Raw genomic sequence first — 18,107 nt, 5'->3', positions numbered from 1 at the left:
ATCTTGTCTTCTATTTCTATAATAGCAATATGAAATATTCGTAATTTTGCCTAAATTTAATCCTGAACAGATAAATAATGAGTCTATTCAAATTCCATAGTGTGATATGCTCAAGAACTAACTTTTAAAAGCAATAGCCGTAATCAGACAACTTCACAAAAAATACTTTCTTTACAATTTCGAAAATACGATATTGTGCCTTTTATTATATCCGAATCGCTTTTAATAAAGCTCTCTTTTGTTTGCACAATGCATATCTTTGATGAAAGATGTTGATACATATATTTGATTGAAAAACGCCATAATTTGTGTTTTCTATATGTAAACTAAAATTTTGAAATGATTCTACCACTTTTAAACGCTCTACATCTGTTGACGTATCTTTTCGGCAATAAGTTTTATGGTATCTGACACACCTTTCCTTGCTCTGTTACCTCTAGGCGCACACGAATATCACGGGAATCACCTCCCCTTTGAAACTGACTGGATCATTGCTGAAGCCTTTGCAAAAGCACTCACTCTCCAAGTAAAAAATAAATTTCACATCGCACTCTTACCAGTTGAAAAAATTGGCTACTCAGTAGAGCATATGGATGTTACTGGCACGCAAACACTCACATTTTCTAACGCCATAGAGCGATGGATAAATATTGGTGAGGACTCTTATCGTAAAGGGATTAAGCGTTTCCTTCTTCTCAACGCACACGGTGGTAATTCACCTTTAATGAGCATCGTCATTACCGAATTACGAAGACGTTTTTCAATGCTCGCAGTTGCAACAAGCTGGAGCCGTTTTGGCCTACCACAAGGTTTAATCAATCCGTCCCAACAGCACCTCGATATCCATGGCGGATTTCTTGAAACCTCCTTAATGCTTTATTTAGCACCAGAAAAAGTGCATATGGAAAAAGCAAAAAATTTTCATAATAAGCAAGCTGATATGATTGCCAATTATCAGTATTTACGCGCCTATGGCTCTCATGCCTTTGGATGGACAATGCGCGATCTTAACCCGCAAGGAGCAGCAGGGAACGCAAGTGCAGCAACACCACAAGCAGGCGAGGCAATTTTTTCTCATGTTCTTTGTGGACTTCGTAGTTTACTTGATGATATTAACCGATTTAAAGTGGATATGTTATCATAAAGAACACAAATATATCCAACAAACTTCTGTTTTGATTCTCATAAATATCTTATTAGGAAAAAACTTTTCTTTCCAACCGCATTCTCAGAAAAAACTGTTATAAACATTACGTGATTATTGCCAGTAAATTTGGTAATTAACATTAATCATGACGTAATCATTAAATCGAAAAAAATTTTAAAACAAATAGTTAGCCGTATTCCTTATACTGGATACTAGCGATCTTATATCCATGTTATCAAAAGAACAATGCAGCGCGCATTCATCAACTTAAAACCATCCGTACAGAGAAAACAACGAGCACTGACAAAACTCCCTTCCTATTACAAAACTTTTTACCAACAATGCTGTAGGTGAAAAATAGTACTTAACAGTGCCATAGCAATCATTGATGACAATATTTTTCACTTTTAAACGCTGTAAAGCTCAAGAGAAAACTGTATTCTCTGATAATCATTTTATTGATTACAAAAACATACATACAAAACCGCTTATTCTTGTGATTAACCACCAAACCATACTTGATGCAACAAAGAGTATGCGAATATCCTTTTCGCTTAACCCTTTGATCACAGTGCATAATCGACAACATACTTTTTAAATAATGATCTTCATTTTTAACTACCAGCATTCAAGTTATATGCGCAGTTCCGATTGCAATTATAATCATGAACATCATTATACATCCAATTCATGGATATTATGATAATTATTGTAACTTTTAAAATGGAACTCTTAAACTGGAAAAAATTTCCTATAGTCTCCCCAAAATCACTCAACAAAAAAATCGCGATATTTGTATTTAAGAATATGTTACAGTTCAATTCAAGGAAAGCACAATTGTTATGTCATCAAAGTATTATTGACCCCTTAAAGAACAACATCAACATCCATGCCGTAGAAACGAACAACATAAAAATCAACACTTGTTGTTATCGACTGTATTTTAAAATACCTAAACACTTAAAATTAATTTTAAAAATGATGCATAAGCTAATGACAAAGCAAAGCGTTAATCAATTTAATCTATAAAATTATTGCCTTGATTGCAGTTTTATTATTGACAAATAATTTAGCTTTCTTTCAGTAAAAGATTTATTTGTCCTTTTAAGCCCAGCTATACAAACCCTTAAAGTGCACTACGCGGTAATTTTAAGTGATATTGAACCATAAAACATATCTATCATCACAGGTGGGAAAGGCTGAAAATTCAACCAAACAACCAAAAATGTTTGTATAAAGTGCAGAGCAAAAAACAGTGCAAATGGATAAAGCAATATATTTTGAATTATAGAAAGCTTTTTCCCTGATCTCTTCATGGCTTACATTTGTGAATATTGGAAAAGAACTACAAGAGCACATTTCATAAATGCAGCATAAAGATTTTTCCTTTTTCTCTAGAAATTGCAACGTACTGTTGCCAACAGTTTTACCATTCATTGATGATCAATATAAATAACCACAGCCGCATTGTATTTGGTATAATGTAATAACATTATACTCACCTTCTCACCCCACAACCTATATAATCTCTACTATACACGAAAATGCCCTACATTACTGGAAGTTTGCTAATAACATTTACACGTGGATGTTCTCCACATAAAATAAAAAACTAGTTTTAAAGCTCAACAGGGAAATGGCTAACAATATCTCCGATACAACAGCGGCAATTATTTGATCTTTTCATACAAGATAACCCTATGATAAAAGTGCCATACAACTCGATATATGAGAAATAAAAAAACTGTATAGATCTCAATGATGAAACGATTTTGCGTGCATATTGATGTAAGAAACAAGAAATCATTTTCAAAAGTTATGGGAAAAACACTATTGTAGCATTAAACTGTGATCAAACAGCAAATAACTAAACCTTTAATCAAAAAGCGGTAAATGTCATATTTTATCATCTACTTTAAGAAAAGACACTCAACACAATTCATAATGGGTAGAACAACTTTCCAGAGATAATTAGCATCAAAGCTCAATTCATCTTTAAATAAAATAAAATGAACAAAGCTCTCATCCCCCCCTCAAAACAACATGCTGCTTTCCTTCAGAGTTTCCAACAAATACCACTTACTTTCATCAACAATACCAGACAAAGATAGAAAATCAGAACGATCTCTATAAATCTCTTTAGTAATATTTTAAAAATGAAAAATGCCTATCGCTTATATTATTAAGCATTGCATATTAAAGAAGTTCTATAAAAAAAATATGGTAAGCCGCTTGCCCTTAAAATTTCAAGTAAAACGGCTTATCATTATTATCAACAATACAGCACGCATCATTCCCAATATCCGCAGAATACTGTTTTTCTTAAATCGTTCTGGAAAAATTCGTAAAAACCTTAAAAGCGTGAACAGACTCCCTGAAAAGGTTCAAGATCATTCTACATCCTTCGATCTCCCTTGACATAAATTACTTTTTCAAGCTTTCCAGTTATAAATCTTACCTTTTTCAAAGTTTTCATCCAAAACATCAATGGTTGCTGCACTCACACTTTTAATATTTCGTGCTGCTATAGCAACAGGAAGAGCATATTGAAATTTATCTCTTTCAAAATTTGCATTAGCATCTGCAACTTACAAAAAAGAACAAGTAACCACTGTAAAAATACATAGTGACACACTTTTTTTTTAACATTGTAATCATAATTTTACCTCACAGTCCTTTTTCTCTTAAAAAAAACGATCAGTCAAAAAAACATCCAAAAACATCTAAAAGTACGCTTATTTGTTTATTGGATTATGTTAAATATAATACATTTTGTGTTTTATGTAAAGTTAAAATACATTTATAAATTGTATTATTTAATGATCACACTAAAAACGATAGCTTAGACCACCAGAAAAAGTCGTTCCCCAAAAGCCAGCTTTTGTTAGCTTATGCTGATAAGATAAATCACCATAGAACGTAAGTTTGGGAAACAATTGAGCATTAAAACCAATTCCAGCTTCCAGCGAAGAGCCAGAAGAACCTAACTGAAAAGCATCTTTAAAATAAACAGACTGTTGCTTTTCAAAATTATGGGTAAGGTGAAGCTTACTATAGAAAGAAACAACATGTGCCTCTTTGGCTATGGAAAGAGTCTTGGTTAAACGCCCACCAACACGCATTGTCAATTGATCTGATTTTCCCATCTTAATATCAAAGCCATCAACATCACGCGCTTTTTTAAAATGGAGCTGTTGATAAATAAACTGAACCTGCGGATCAAAAACAATGCTTGTATCTCCTGTCGTAAACGCTTTACCAACAGTTAATGAGGTGCTTAGAGGGTTAGCCTTCAGCGATGCCGTCTTACCACGTGCAAGGGTAGAAACATCACCTTTAAATAAGCCATAGGATAAAAGACCATCCACATAAAAGCCCATGTCATATTCCAAGCTACCATATGCTGTAGCGAGCCATTTATCAAATGTGCTTTTTTGGCTTTGTTCAACATTCAAAGGTTGTAGAGAAAGTTGCCCATAACCTCCCATAACCCCAAAGGATGCAACATAATGTAGGCTTTCGATTGTTTTCAATGAAATACCCGCTTCAATAGCGTTATAATCAAAATCACCTCCATACCCATACTCAAGAGGAGATAAATCTGAATTATAACGGTGATTTCCACTGTAACCATGTGTAAACAGAGTGGGATTTTTATCAATTTTCAATAATCGGCTCGAAACAGCGCGCATAGTCTCTAACTGCTTTCTTTGATTATTAATATCCATCAGACTAGAATGGAATAAAGCATTTGGTAAAAGAAGATAAGTTGGAACTTGTGGAACAACAGCTCTCACATTGTTCCCAAAAGATGTAACACGTTCCAAAGCGGCTATAAGAGTAGGTATCACAGGGACAATGACAGGAGAGTTAGACTCAGGCACGGCAGGCATAAAGACAGCAGTGGAATCAGTATCAGATACAGTGGGAGCAGTAGGTCTATCAAGAATGACATCAGTATCAGATGCAGTAGGGGTATGAGGTCTAACAGGAAATTCATCAGACTCAGGTTTAGTAAAAACAGTAGATGTAACAAAAGTGGCATTAGTATCAGGTGACGCAGAAACATTAGGGGAAATAGAATTGGAATCAGGTAAAGTAGGGACAACAGATGAAATAGTGGTATCAGGATTATAAGGAAAACTCGGCGCTATTACACTAGGCCTTTCAACATCAGTGGAGGTAGGACTAACACCAGGCTCTGTAACATTAGGATTAATATTCGTCACGGAATGGAAAACGTCATCAGTAAAAGTGTGATGAGCTTCATCCGGATCAATAGCAGGAGCGACATAAGGTAGGACAGCTTTACTTTCAAGACGAAAATCCCAAAAACTGCCCTGACCTGCAACTAATCTCTGATTAATATTTGCTAACCCTAAATTAGAACTTGGACCATAAGCAACAAGATGATACTGATAAGGTGACCCCACAAATACGGTATAACCACCGGCAAGCTTAAAAGAATCTTTATTCGCCTGTCCAGAAACCTGAATAATGGAAATACCTTTATCATTGCCTTTACCAGTGCTTTCCCCTAAATGGCCTAAAAAAACTGGAACGCCTCGCACATATACTGTCGTTTCTCCCTCAACATTCCCATGAATTAAAAGCCGATCGGTTTTTTGGCTGTAAAGATCTCCCCCCTTCCCTAGGCATGTATTGAGATAAAGACGTGCTTTACCTTGCGCAGTATAAACAGTGCCTGCCCCTTTTCCTACACGAAGTGTTTGATAATTACTCAACATGTTGGATTTTATTGTGTTAAAATGAATAGAGCTATCAGTAAGGTGTACTGATGAAAGATCTATAGAATTCAAATTTTTAGAAAGAAAATTTTGAAGTTCTTTACTTACCGGCTTAGATAAAATCCATTTCGAATTATTGCTTAATTTAATTTCTGCTGTAGAACTATCATCAACATAAGTTCTCCCTATTATTATAGAGGAGTCAGCTGCAATTTTTACAGATGAATTATCTTCAACTTTCAGCAATAAATCTCCAAAAACTGTTGTACCTTTTGAAAGTTGAATGGAGCTACCGAATTTTTTATTGTAAATGGCCGTGCTGCTTGGAGTTATAAACATCGTATTCTCTAGATGAACAGTTCCTCGCCCTGCTTCAAGTGTTTTTTTCCCGTTAAATACTGTCTCCCAAAAAAAGCCCATACCATAAAATGGTGTACCACTCTTCACTATAAAAGCAGAATCTTTAATATCAGCACGATTATCAACTCCCTCTAATAACAGGCCGTGAGCATTAGTCACATCAACTGTACTATTCTGAATATTAATACGACCACTCCCTTGAAGCATATGTAAAGCTGCATTTTTGCTGCCGCTGTCTACACCCTGCGCCTGATTGCCTTTTTCAGTAATTATAACTCTATTGAGAGTAATTTTTCCCCCTCCTCCTGTTTGAATTCCAACACCATTTTTAAAATCAATAGCTCCCCCTACCATCTGAACTTCTGCATTATTATGACTAAAAAGACCGATCGCATTAACACCCATATTAATTTTTGTATTGGTTAAAGTAATAAGCGATTGATGACCACCTACACTAACACCCCTTCGCGTTGCTTCTATCAATCCATTTTGTATATCAAATACTCCATAATCAACATCCACCCCAATTGACGCATCCTTCAACACTGAATTGGCTAAAGAAACTTTTCCTTCCTCCAATATTCTTACACCATATTGCAATTCTTCTGAATTTGAATTGCTGCCTGTATTAGCACCATCAATGGTTATACCCTTTGCATTAATTGATGTATTTTTTCCCAATGCTGTTATCGCTCCATAAGCATCATGCCTAAGTTTGTAAGTTTTATGAGAAATTTCGTGCGATTTACCATCTTTACACCGATAAAACTGATCATTGTCATTACAGGTAAATAGATTTTCTCTAGAAGACGGCACATTGGTGTTAGCTGCATTGGTGTTAGCCACATTGGTGTTAGCTGCATTGGTATTAGCATTGTGCGCAAAGAAAAAAATAGCTGTCGTAAAAGTATATAAAGGTAAGTGATTTTTAGACATTTTGATCATTATTTTTCTACAAACTTTCTTCCCCTTCTCATTAAAAATAAAAACACGCATTCTGCTTAACTGCCTTCATTGCGTGCGACGAATATAATACGTTTTGTGTTTTATTAATACGTTTTGTGTTTTATGTAAAGATAAAATCAAAAAAACACCAAAAAGTCATAATTGAGATTGTAATTTTCATGCAGAACTAATCAAACAATGACTAATATGAAAACTCACCCCTAAAGCAGTTATTCAAAAACAACTTTAAGTAAATTGATCAATCACCATGACATGAAATATGCATGCAAAAAATAATGAGCGTAAATCCCCAATCTAGTTTCTAGGAAAAATGAACAAAACTAGCCAAACAGTGCATCATTTTAAATAAAATATTCAAATCTATTTTCAAAATTGCTAGCAAGACAAAACTAATACAGAAGCCACAAGCATAGCTTGCGGCTTCTGTAAAAAGATTGATTTAAAGCAGGATTCAGTTAAAAATGATAGCGCAACCCACCAGAAAAAGTAGTTCCCAAGAAACCAGCCTTTGTAAGCTTATGCTGATAAGCTAGATCACCATAAAGATCAAGCTTTGGAAACAATTGCGCACGAAAACCTACCCCAGCTTCCAATGAGGAACCAAACGCGCCTAGCTGAAAAGCATCTTTGAAGTGCACAACGTGTTTTTTTCCAAAACTATGAGACAAGTTAAGCTTACCATAGAAGGAAATAACACGCCCCTCCTCAGTGGTATTAAGTATCTTAGTTAAACGCCCACCAATACGCGCCACCCATTGATCAAGTTTGCCTATCTCAATATCAAAATTATCAATATCACGCGCCTTATCAAAATGGAGATATTGATAAACAATTTGAGCCTGCGGATCCAAAAACAAACCTTCACAACTCGTCATAAACATTTTACCAGCGCTCAAAGAAGCATTTAAAAGATTACCTTTTAACGTCGCTGTCTTACCCCGCGCAAGAGTAAGAACATCCCCTTGAAACAAACCATAGGATAAAAGACCATCAACATAGAAGCCCTCATCATGCTGAAAACCTCCATATGCTGTAACTGACCATTTATCAAACGTACTCTTCTGACTTTGTTTAACATCCAAAGGTTGTAGAGAAAGCCTTCCATAAGTCCCGATAATTCCTAAAGATGCCTTACTATACGCATTTTCAATTGCTTGCAGTAAAATACCGGCCTCTCCAGCACTATAACTCAAATCACCGTCGTAACCGTATTGAAGTGCAGACAAATCTGAAATATAACGGTGATTACCCCCATAGCCGCGTACAAAAAAGGCAGACACTTCATCATCTTTTAACAATCCACCAAAAGCAGTTTTCATAGTTTCTAACCGCTTATTTTGATTGTTAATATCCATCAAACCAGCCTGAAACAAAGCGTTTGGCAACAGCAGATAAGTTGAAACTTGTGGAACAACAGCTCTCACCCCTGGCTCTGGTCTTGGCTTTGGTGGTGCTGGCGGCTGTGGGCCTGGCTTTGGTGGCTGTGGTGCTGGTGGCTGTGGGCCTGGTGCTGGCGGCTCTGGTGCTGGACTCGGTTCAATATATTCACTTTCAAGACGAAAATCCCAAAAATCATCCGTATTTCCAACCATTTTCTGATAAGGATCCGCCTTTCCTAACTTAGAACCCAAACCATATGCATAGAGTCCATACCGATAAGGTTTACCGTCCAAAGTAATATAATCACCCTCTAACCGAAAAGAATTCTCATGAGCCTGCCCAGAAACCTGAATAATTGAAATACCTTTATCATTACCCCTACCCGTGTCTCCTCCTGGACTTCCTTCAGCAGCAATTACAGAAACTATAGTTGTATCACCTTTAACATCACCGTAAATCAAAAAACGATCAGTATATTGCTTCTCGCGCTTACCACCCTCATTCAGATATGTACGAATACTTATCCTTGCATTCCCCTTTGCCTCATAAACAGTTCCCGATCCATTTCCAATATAAAGCGTTTGGTAACTATTTGGAGCAGGTGCTAAAAAGTCAATAGAACTATCTTCAAGACTAACGAATGAAATATATGAATTAACAGATATCTCATTTCTAACAAGAGGTTTAGCTTGTAAAATCCATACTGACTGATTGCTTAAATACACCTCACCACTGGAAGAAGCATGATTATCCACATAGCTTCCCCCTTTAAGAGCAGATCTATCAGAAGCATAAATTCTGACAGAGGCACCTTCTTCAGCTTTTAATAATAAGTCGTCTGAGTCTATAACACTCTTATTCAAAACAACAACACCATCAGTAAAATTGGTACCAAAAACACCCACCTTCTCAACAAAAAACTGTGTATCCTTTAACTCCACAAAACTCAGCTGATGTGGGATCGTATACAATTCATATCCGTGCTCAAATGTTTCATATCGTGGATCTTTCTGAAAATATATCCCGTAATGTTCAGAACCTTTCACATGAACAGTAGAATTATCCATATTAATGCTCGTAACAAGAATATTCTCCTCCTCCAATTGCAGACTCACATTCTGACTCACTAAACCTCTAATACCACCACTATTTCCAGGCGTATCTCTCATCAATATGCCGTGGGCATCAGCTATAGTGACAACCCCTTCTTTAAATTGAACAAAACCACCCCGCTCTACAAGAAAAGCCGCATTATCTTTTTGATTTTTATTTATCCCATCCCTCATAATCATAGCATTATTGAGCAATACAACTCCATTCGATGAAAGAACCCCATGATTTACTGGAAAATTAATAACCCCCCCATCCATTACAACATATGCACCGCCAGCACTATAAATGGCTGCCAAATCCTGATTCCCCCAAGCAAAAGTATCCCCCATCCGAATCGCCACATTCTCTAACAAAATTAACGTCTCCACCCCTATTGCCTGAACACCCACCTCCTTAATCGACTCAATAACCCCACCATCAACAGAAATTACTCCACGACTCGCATGAAGACCTACCTCTGCATCTTTCATATTTAAATTGAAAAAATTAGCTTCCGCACCCAGCGATACAGACACACCACGTTTATAACGTACTCCTGGATCTTGACTAAAAATAACTACATTATCCCCCGTTACGTTCGTTATAGATTCTGCTTTTTCACTTCCTGTTACAGTTATAGCAATCTTGTTGGGATTATTTTTAGAAACACTGTTTTTCAAATTCATCACAAACTTTTGATAGTGAATTGTTTTATTTCCGCAGTTTTGGCACCAATAATAATATGACATAGTTCGCCCATCATCAAAATACTGACCATCATATACATCATATTCTATGAGACTGCTTTCCTTTCCATCTTCCACACCATCATCACCTCCCCCACCATAGTTATTATAGTCTCTACTATCTTCGTTATCCAAAACTACCCTGCCATCGATGTGTACACCCGCACTTCCAGGATCATAAGAAGTAGGAAAGACAAAAACTTCGGCGTGTGCAGGATATTCGGTGTGTGTAGGATATTCGGTGTGTGGAGGATAGGGGGAGGCAGCACTCTGAACAGTGATCTTATATCCTGCTTCTTCTGCATGCGCATATCCCCATATTCCATTTTGCAGCACAGAAAGAATAGCTGTTGTGAAAGTACATAAACGTACACGATTTTTAAACACCTTAATCATAGCTAATCATAGCTCCATCGAAACTTCCCTTCCCCTCTCGTTGAAAATAAAAGCACTCCTAAAACACCCTCAAATATGAAACCCAAAGACGCATTCAGTGCCCATTTAAATCGTGCAATGAATTATCCAAATCATTTGATAGACAGTTTACGAACACCACAATAACCACCTATAAGTGAATAATCTTATTAAACACAATTAATAGGTGTATAATACATTCTGTATTTGGTGTAAAGAAAAAATAAAACCTTTACGTGTAATTAATCACAATCTATCCTTGTGGTCTTCAAAAATATTGATGTGGGATAAATAAAGAGCGATAAATCGAAAATAATCGAAGTACCTGTTAAAAAACAATATTTAACAAGCACTTAATGGATTATAAATGGAATAATGGATTATCACTGACACTAAACTCTCCCCTCATTAAATTATTTTCTGAAATAGAAATAATCAAACTTATTGTGTCTTTGTCTCAAGATAATTTTATCTCTAAAAAGAAATAAAAATATTATAATCAACCAATAAGAAAAAAATATTCAAAATATTTTTTTATAAATATTTTAAAGGAGAGTTCTTTATAAATACATATCGTTACAAACACAGAAGGCAGCACAATGTGCTGCCTTCTGTAAAAGCACTAGACTACTCTATCTAAAACTGATAGCGCAATCCACCAGAGAAACTAGCTCCAGAAAAACCAGCCTTATCAAGTTTATGCTGATAAACGAAATCACCATGGAGCGCAAATTGGGAGAACAGTTTGATATTAACACCTAGTCCAGCTTCTATAGATGTACCAAAGGAACCTAACTGGAAAGCATCTTTGAAATGAACAGATTTCTTTTTCCCAAAGCCATGAGTAAGGTGAAGCTTACCGTAGACAAAAATAGCACGCGCATCCTGAGATCCAACAGGATTTTTGGTCACACGTCCACCAACGCGTACGACCCATTGATCAAGTTTTCCCATATCAATATCAAAGCCGTCAATATCAAGCGCTTTATTAAATCCAAGACGTTGATAAACAACCTGAACCTGCGGATCCAAAACAAGACCCTCATACCCTGAAGGGAATGCTTTACCACCAGTTAATGAAACACTAAGAGGATTACCATCCAATGTCGCTGTCTTTCCTCGTGCAAGGGTAGAAACATCACCTTTAACCAGGCCATAGGATAAGAGACTATCCACATAAAAGCCCTCATCATGCTGCATGCTGCCGTATGCTGTAACTGACCATTTATCAAATTCACTTTTCTGGCTTTGTTCAACATTTAGAGGTTCTAAAGCAAACCTTCCATAAGAGCCCATAACCCCAAAAGACACAGCGCTGTACATATTCTCAATTGTGTACAACAAAGTACCTGCCTCTACAGCATTATAATCAACATTTCCTCCATAACCGTATTCAAGAGCCGATAAATCTGAAGTATAACGATAACTACCACCATAGCCACGCAAAAACACAGCAGGATTTTCCTGAACTTCCAACAAACCACCAGCATTAACTCTCAGAGACTCTAACTGCTTATTTTGATTGTTGATATCCACTAATCCAGCATGGAATAAGGTATTTGGCAAAAGCAAATAAGTTGGAACTTGTGGAACAACAACCTTCACCAAATCGTCAGATTCGCTGATAGATACAGGCTTAGAGAGAATATCCACAGAAGAACCCTGTTTAGGAGAAGTAGAAATACCCTTCGATCCAACATATTGGTTTTCTAAGCGAAACTCCCAAAATTCTCCACTGTTTTGAGCCAATGTATTATCAAAATACACGACATTTTCACGATCACCCCGATTGTAAGCACGAAGAGCATATTTATAAGGTGAACTCTCCAACGTGACATAATCACCGTTCAACTTAAAAGAGTTTTCCTTTGCTTTTCCATGAACTTGAATGATTGAAACACCATGAGCAGTTTTATCACGACCTTCACCTCTTCTCGTACCTTCTGAAGTAGCTTTCACATGCACTACAGTTGTTCCAGAAACATCCCCATGAATTAAAAGACGATCCGTTACTTGATCATTACTCACATCATTGGGATTTAAACGTGCATTTAAGTGAATCTGCGCATTACCAAGTGCGGTGTAAACAATACCATCTCCTTTTCCAATGCGCAGGATTTGATATGGATGCCTATCAGATTCTGAATGGACAAATTTAATAGTACTATCTGAAAGCTTCAAAAGTGAAATACATGAACCTGAGCAATCAAAATTTGCAGCTTGCTGACGCTTACTACGACTTAATAACCACTCTGATCCATTTAACAAATCAATTTTAACCTGAGAACTTCTATCAACGCGAGCATCACCTTTAATTACAGAATTATTAACCGAAACAGACACATTGGAATTCTTTGTAACCCTCAACAATGCATCACCCATAAGCGTAGATCTATTCTCTAAAGCAATATGACCCGTAGAGTTAATACCGTAAATAGCTATACCATCTGGAACATTAAATTCAGTTTGTGGCAGTAAAACTTTAGATGATGCATCTATACCAATTAAAGAGCTTCTCTCTTTTGCAAATACATCACCTGAAAGACTTCTCTTTTGTACGGATCTAGCATGCCGATTAACTACGCGCTCTGATTTAAGAGCATTTCCACTCGCATCATTTACTGTCGGTTTTCTAACGTCAAGCCCTGATACTGCATTAGAACTTCGCACATTAACGCCTTGTGATAAAACACTTTCAAGTGAATTTTCACTACTCGATATCAGCTCCCTTTGCCCCGGTTTTTCTGATATGTTTAAATCTAACTCAGTACTTTCTCTCTCTGGAGCATTACCTTTTCTCCGTATCGTTCCATCAAAATATATACCTAAAGATCCATCACCATTCACCGTAACCGTCGAATTTTCAATTTCAGCTATATTATTAGCTCCAGCGTTACGATCTCTAAACCACAAACCATTACCATCAGTCGCAATAGTTCCACGATCAATACTAATAAAACCACTGTCGCTGAGTAAGAGAGCTGCCCCACGGAAAGCCGCATCAGAATTCGAACCCGTATTTTCCCTCTTTCCCATAATTTTAACGTTTTCTAATCTAGCACGCCCTCCCAATTCCGATCTAACCCCTACCCCATTTGAAAACCCAATAGATCCAGACTTCATGGAAACTGTACTGCCATTACCACTACTCAAACCAGCAACAGCGAAAGATCCTCCCACATTAATTTTTGTGTTATCTAAACGAACAGTTGATGCATCATCAGCTAAAACACCTACATAAAGAGCATCAACCGTTCCGTCAGCCATTTTAATCTTTCCACCAAGCTGAGCCTCAACCCCAATCGGGAAAGAATAAATTATTGGATCACCGACAGAAATCTCTGCCCCTTGTTCTGCAAGTACGGCGCTCACAAGCTCAGTCGGACTAACGCTGCGCTTATCACTTGCAAAACCTACACCAGAAATAACCACCTTATCCATGTCAATAACAGTTTTCGCACCTGGTTCTTTTTTGCCGTTACTGCTAGCAGTTCCAAGCGATCCTTTTACACGCACCGCATGCACGTCACCTCTTTCCATCTTGAAAGTACGCCCCTTGATTTTGTGTGACACACCATCTTGGCACTGATAAGGAACTTTAGAAACTGCTCTCACCTTACTGTCGGAATAATCAGAACATGTAGAAACAAAACTTTCTTTATCACCAGGTAAAACAGATGTGGATATGCCAGATTGATCACCAGAACCAACTGAAGAATTAGCAGTACTTTGAGCAAGATTCTTTATGGGAGCAGATGCAGCAGACAAAACACGCCCAACATACGCAACCGGCAGAGCAGATGGAACCGGCGGAGCAGATGGAACCGGCGGAACACCTTCAACAGATATAGGGTAAGTAGAAACAGTATCCGTAGAAGCAACATCATACCCAGGAGTAGGATGAGAGCTCAACGACAAATCTCCTCGAACAGTAGGATAGAGATAAATTTCTCTTTCAGGATCTTCATAATCTCCACCGAAATAATCTCCATAATCTACACTGCTGTAATAGTTTCCATAATCTAAATCTCCATCATCTGCATCATCCCCATCATCTGGCACAAGCGAAGAAGTATCTACATTTGTACCTGTCTCAAGTAAAACATCAGTAGTAAATCGAGTACTGTCTAAATCAACTCCATCCAACCTCGATAAAGTTCCAAAACCCACTGTATCAGATGAAGGAACCCCACCAGATGTATACGTTCCACTAAGTGTAGAAGTTCCACCAGATGCAGGAGCTACACTAGGTCTAGAAGTCACACTAGGTGTAGAAGTTCTACCAGGTGTAGGAGCTCCACCAGGCGCAGGAGTTACACTAGGTGTACGAGTTTCACTAGATGGAGGAGTTCCACCAGGTGTAAGCATTTCATCAGGTGTAAGCGCCTCACTAGGTGTAGGAGTCATACTAGGTGTAAGCATTTCATCAGATGTAGGATAAACTCCAGATTCAAGCGTTTCGCTAGATGAAGACAGAGTAAGTAAAACACGCGGGGTAGATGCATTAACATCACTAGTGTCATCTGCATCGGTACCAGAAATAGTATAAAGAGCCTCACTGGTAGAAGAAGCATCATCTGCATCGGCATCAGAAATGGTATAAAGAGCCTCACCGATAGAAGCGGGATCGGTTCCCTTAAGAAGGAAGATTTCAACATCTTCAGCCTGCAAAACTTCATCGCTCACACCTACAGGAGCAATTCCTTCCAAACCTCCATTCACAGACGTAACACTCTGAGAAGCAGAGCTCGGATAAACAATAAGAGGAGCTACAAGACCAGAAGAGATAGATCCATCGGCAGAGTTATCACTACGAAGATTAATGGCAGAATCATTTTGAAGACTGTCAGCAACAAGTCTAGAAGGCATTTCTCCAACAGAAAGAAACGCACGTGGAGAAACAGAATTAGTACGCATATATCTGTTTTCTAGACGGAAATCCCAAAACTTTTTCTGGGAATCAGATACCCTTTCACCAGAAGAAGATACAGTCATAACTTCAAATGGGCCATAAGCACGCAGAGTATATTGATAAGGATAATTTCCCAACGTCACATATTCACTCTGCAATTTAAAGGAATCTTTCTCTATCCCGCTTCCGTATGCTTGAATAAGCGAAACACTTCGATCTTGATTATCTACAACTCTTGAATTCGTCAAAACAGGTTGTATATGAACTTTAGTCTTTCCAGAAACATCACCATAAATTAAAAGTTGATCAGCTGCTTGCCTTCCATTTGAACTAATAAAATTTTCATCTACATTAAAATAAATGTTAGAATCGCCTTGCGCTTTATAAGCTAAACCATTCCCTTGGCCAATAAAAAGTGTCTGATATCTGTTGCCTGCCCCAGATGCTGGAGATACAAATCTAATCATACTGTTGTCAAGACTCACAGATGAAACACATGAATCTAGACAAAAACCATTTCCCTGATTATGATTATCACGTGTGCTTTTTTTCAAAAACCACTTCGATTGTCCAGATAAATGAATTCTAGCCTGAGATCTGCCGGCAACGCGAACACCACCCGTAATGGAAGAGTTATCAGCCGAGATTAATACATTTGAGTTGTTGTTAGATTGTAACAATAAATCACCAGAAAGTTCTGCTTCCTGTTCTAAGAAGACATTCCCACTACTATGACCATAAATAGCTGTACCATTTGGAACAGTCAAAATGGCTCTTTTTAACAAAACACTCTTGCTGTCACTAAGATTTACTTGCTCTCTTGATATGAGAGAAGATTGCCTGATCAAATCTCCTCTTCTAGTAGCCTTGCCACTATTACTGTTTAAGTAGATTCCTTTTTGCACAGCTTCTTGTAACTTCCGCTCTCTTTGTAACTCCGACCGCCGCCCTTTTTGTAGCTCCAATGGCATAACCTGAATCGAATAAGAAGATTTGCTTGGATCAAACGTGTCAAAATATATACCATGTGAATTAGCACCATTCACTGTAACAACTGACCCTTCGAGCGCAATATTGCCCTTATCCATAATGTGCAATCCACTGAAAGCAGTAACCTCAACAAAGCTAACGAGAAAGTCAACAGAGCCACCATTTTTCACTAAAAAAGCCGTACTATTATGGCTTCTCAAATTTGACGGACGCGCCTCAGTTATTCTAACTTTATGTAATACTACATGCCCACCAGACTCTGAATAGACTCCCACTCCTAACCCATTTTTAAACTGAATTGATCCCGTATCCATCGTGATCTCTCCGCCTTGGCTCATAAGGCCAGCCGAACTAGCACCCCCGGTCGTTTGAATATGCGTACCATTCAAAAAAATAGATGATTTAGGACCAACCACAGCACCTACATGAGGAACATCAATTGTTCCACCTGCCATATAAATCTCTCCGCCCAAATCAGCCTCAAGTCCAATCGGAAATGACTGAATAGTCGTCTCTTTTTTCCCTGCTACTCTCCCTCCCGCTCCTAAAAGAATCTTTGTGTTTCTTCCTGCCAGCACAGCACTTACAATCTCAGAATTACTGTACTTCTCACGAGAAAAATCTACAGAAACAACACCTGAATTTTCTTCCTCAGTAGAAGGACTACCCCCAATCATAGTAACACCTTTTGCGCGAATGATAATTTCATTCCCTTGGTATCCAGCATCATACGTGCTGCCACTTACACCCCTTATTTTTTCATCTGCCCTCACTATATCCCACATCACAACTTTATTGCCAGTATCAAGCATAACATCATCACCTATGCTTTCTGGCATCCATGTAGGAGAATACCCGACATTTACCCCTCCACGCAGAGCATTTCTTCCCCCCTTATTCATTTTAAACGTATATCCATCAATTTCATGGAAGAAAGCACCATTCGATCCACTCCCACTACAAACATAAGGAGAAATCGGCCGCCCTTTTCCCACATCGTAGGAACCTGTCCCCCCCATAAAATTTACATCAAGAGGACATGAAAAAACCACTTGCGCATCGCCATTTTCGCCATTTATTAAATCGGTACTTCTCCCTACACAAACATCCATACCTTGTAAGAAAAAGAAAACACTTGTTGTGATGGCGCACAAATGCGCATGTTTTTTAAACACGTTAATCATATGTCAAACTTTCTAAATAAGTAATTTTGCAAAAGCACTAGTAAGTACAAAATGAGGCATGAGTCCAATTTGTAACATATGCTAAACAACATTACAACATAATGTTCTTTATTAATTATTGCATTGTGCATAATTAATTTTATTGCATTGTGCATAAAAATGCCTAAA

General features: G+C 37.7%; 5 protein-coding genes. 2 read left to right on the top strand and 3 right to left on the bottom strand.

What is annotated here, in order from left to right; all coding sequences use genetic code 11:
- The first annotated feature begins 400 nt into the window (after positions 1–400).
- A complete protein-coding gene (locus WCP78_RS06005; RefSeq protein WP_336279602.1) occupies positions 401–1,144 on the top strand; it encodes a creatininase family protein in 744 nt (247 codons plus the stop codon).
- Positions 1,145–3,379: 2,235 nt separating this feature from the next.
- Entirely contained in the window at positions 3,380–3,565 is a 186-nt protein-coding gene (locus tag WCP78_RS06000) for a hypothetical protein (RefSeq protein ID WP_336279601.1), read from the top strand.
- 410 nt (positions 3,566–3,975) lie between these two features.
- Here the strand turns inward: WCP78_RS06000 and WCP78_RS05995 are convergent, their stop codons facing one another.
- The 3 genes from WCP78_RS05995 to WCP78_RS05985 all read right to left on the bottom strand — a co-directional run bounded on the left by WCP78_RS05995 (position 3,976) and on the right by WCP78_RS05985 (position 17,939).
- On the bottom strand, positions 3,976–7,251 hold the full coding sequence (locus WCP78_RS05995) for an autotransporter outer membrane beta-barrel domain-containing protein (RefSeq protein ID WP_336279600.1): 3,276 nt from the start codon (positions 7,249–7,251) through the stop codon (positions 3,976–3,978).
- Positions 7,252–7,676: 425 nt separating this feature from the next.
- Positions 7,677–10,835, bottom strand: coding sequence for an autotransporter family protein (locus WCP78_RS05990; RefSeq protein WP_336279599.1), 3,159 nt, complete (start codon positions 10,833–10,835; stop codon positions 7,677–7,679).
- A 654-nt stretch (positions 10,836–11,489) separates the two neighbouring features.
- The gene (locus WCP78_RS05985; RefSeq protein ID WP_336279598.1) at positions 11,490–17,939 is read right to left on the bottom strand and encodes an autotransporter outer membrane beta-barrel domain-containing protein; all 6,450 of its coding nucleotides are present in this window, start codon (positions 17,937–17,939) and stop codon (positions 11,490–11,492) included.
- Positions 17,940–18,107 lie beyond the last annotated feature (168 nt).

This window comes from Bartonella occidentalis (genome assembly GCF_037070875.1).
In the GTDB taxonomy this organism is placed as follows: domain Bacteria; phylum Pseudomonadota; class Alphaproteobacteria; order Rhizobiales; family Rhizobiaceae; genus Bartonella.
Note: the sequence above shows the minus strand (reverse complement) of the source record. Positions and strands in the feature narration are given on the sequence as shown.

Excerpts from the sequence above, each read along its gene's own strand:
- WCP78_RS05990 (WP_336279599.1), bottom strand. The coding sequence starts at position 10,835 with ATGATTAAGGTGTTTAAAAATCGTGTACGTTTATGTACTTTCACAACA.
- WCP78_RS06005 (WP_336279602.1), top strand. The coding sequence starts at position 401 with ATGGTATCTGACACACCTTTCCTTGCTCTGTTACCTCTAGGCGCACAC.
- WCP78_RS05985 (WP_336279598.1), bottom strand. The coding sequence starts at position 17,939 with ATGATTAACGTGTTTAAAAAACATGCGCATTTGTGCGCCATCACAACA.
- WCP78_RS05995 (WP_336279600.1), bottom strand. The coding sequence starts at position 7,251 with ATGCGTGTTTTTATTTTTAATGAGAAGGGGAAGAAAGTTTGTAGAAAA.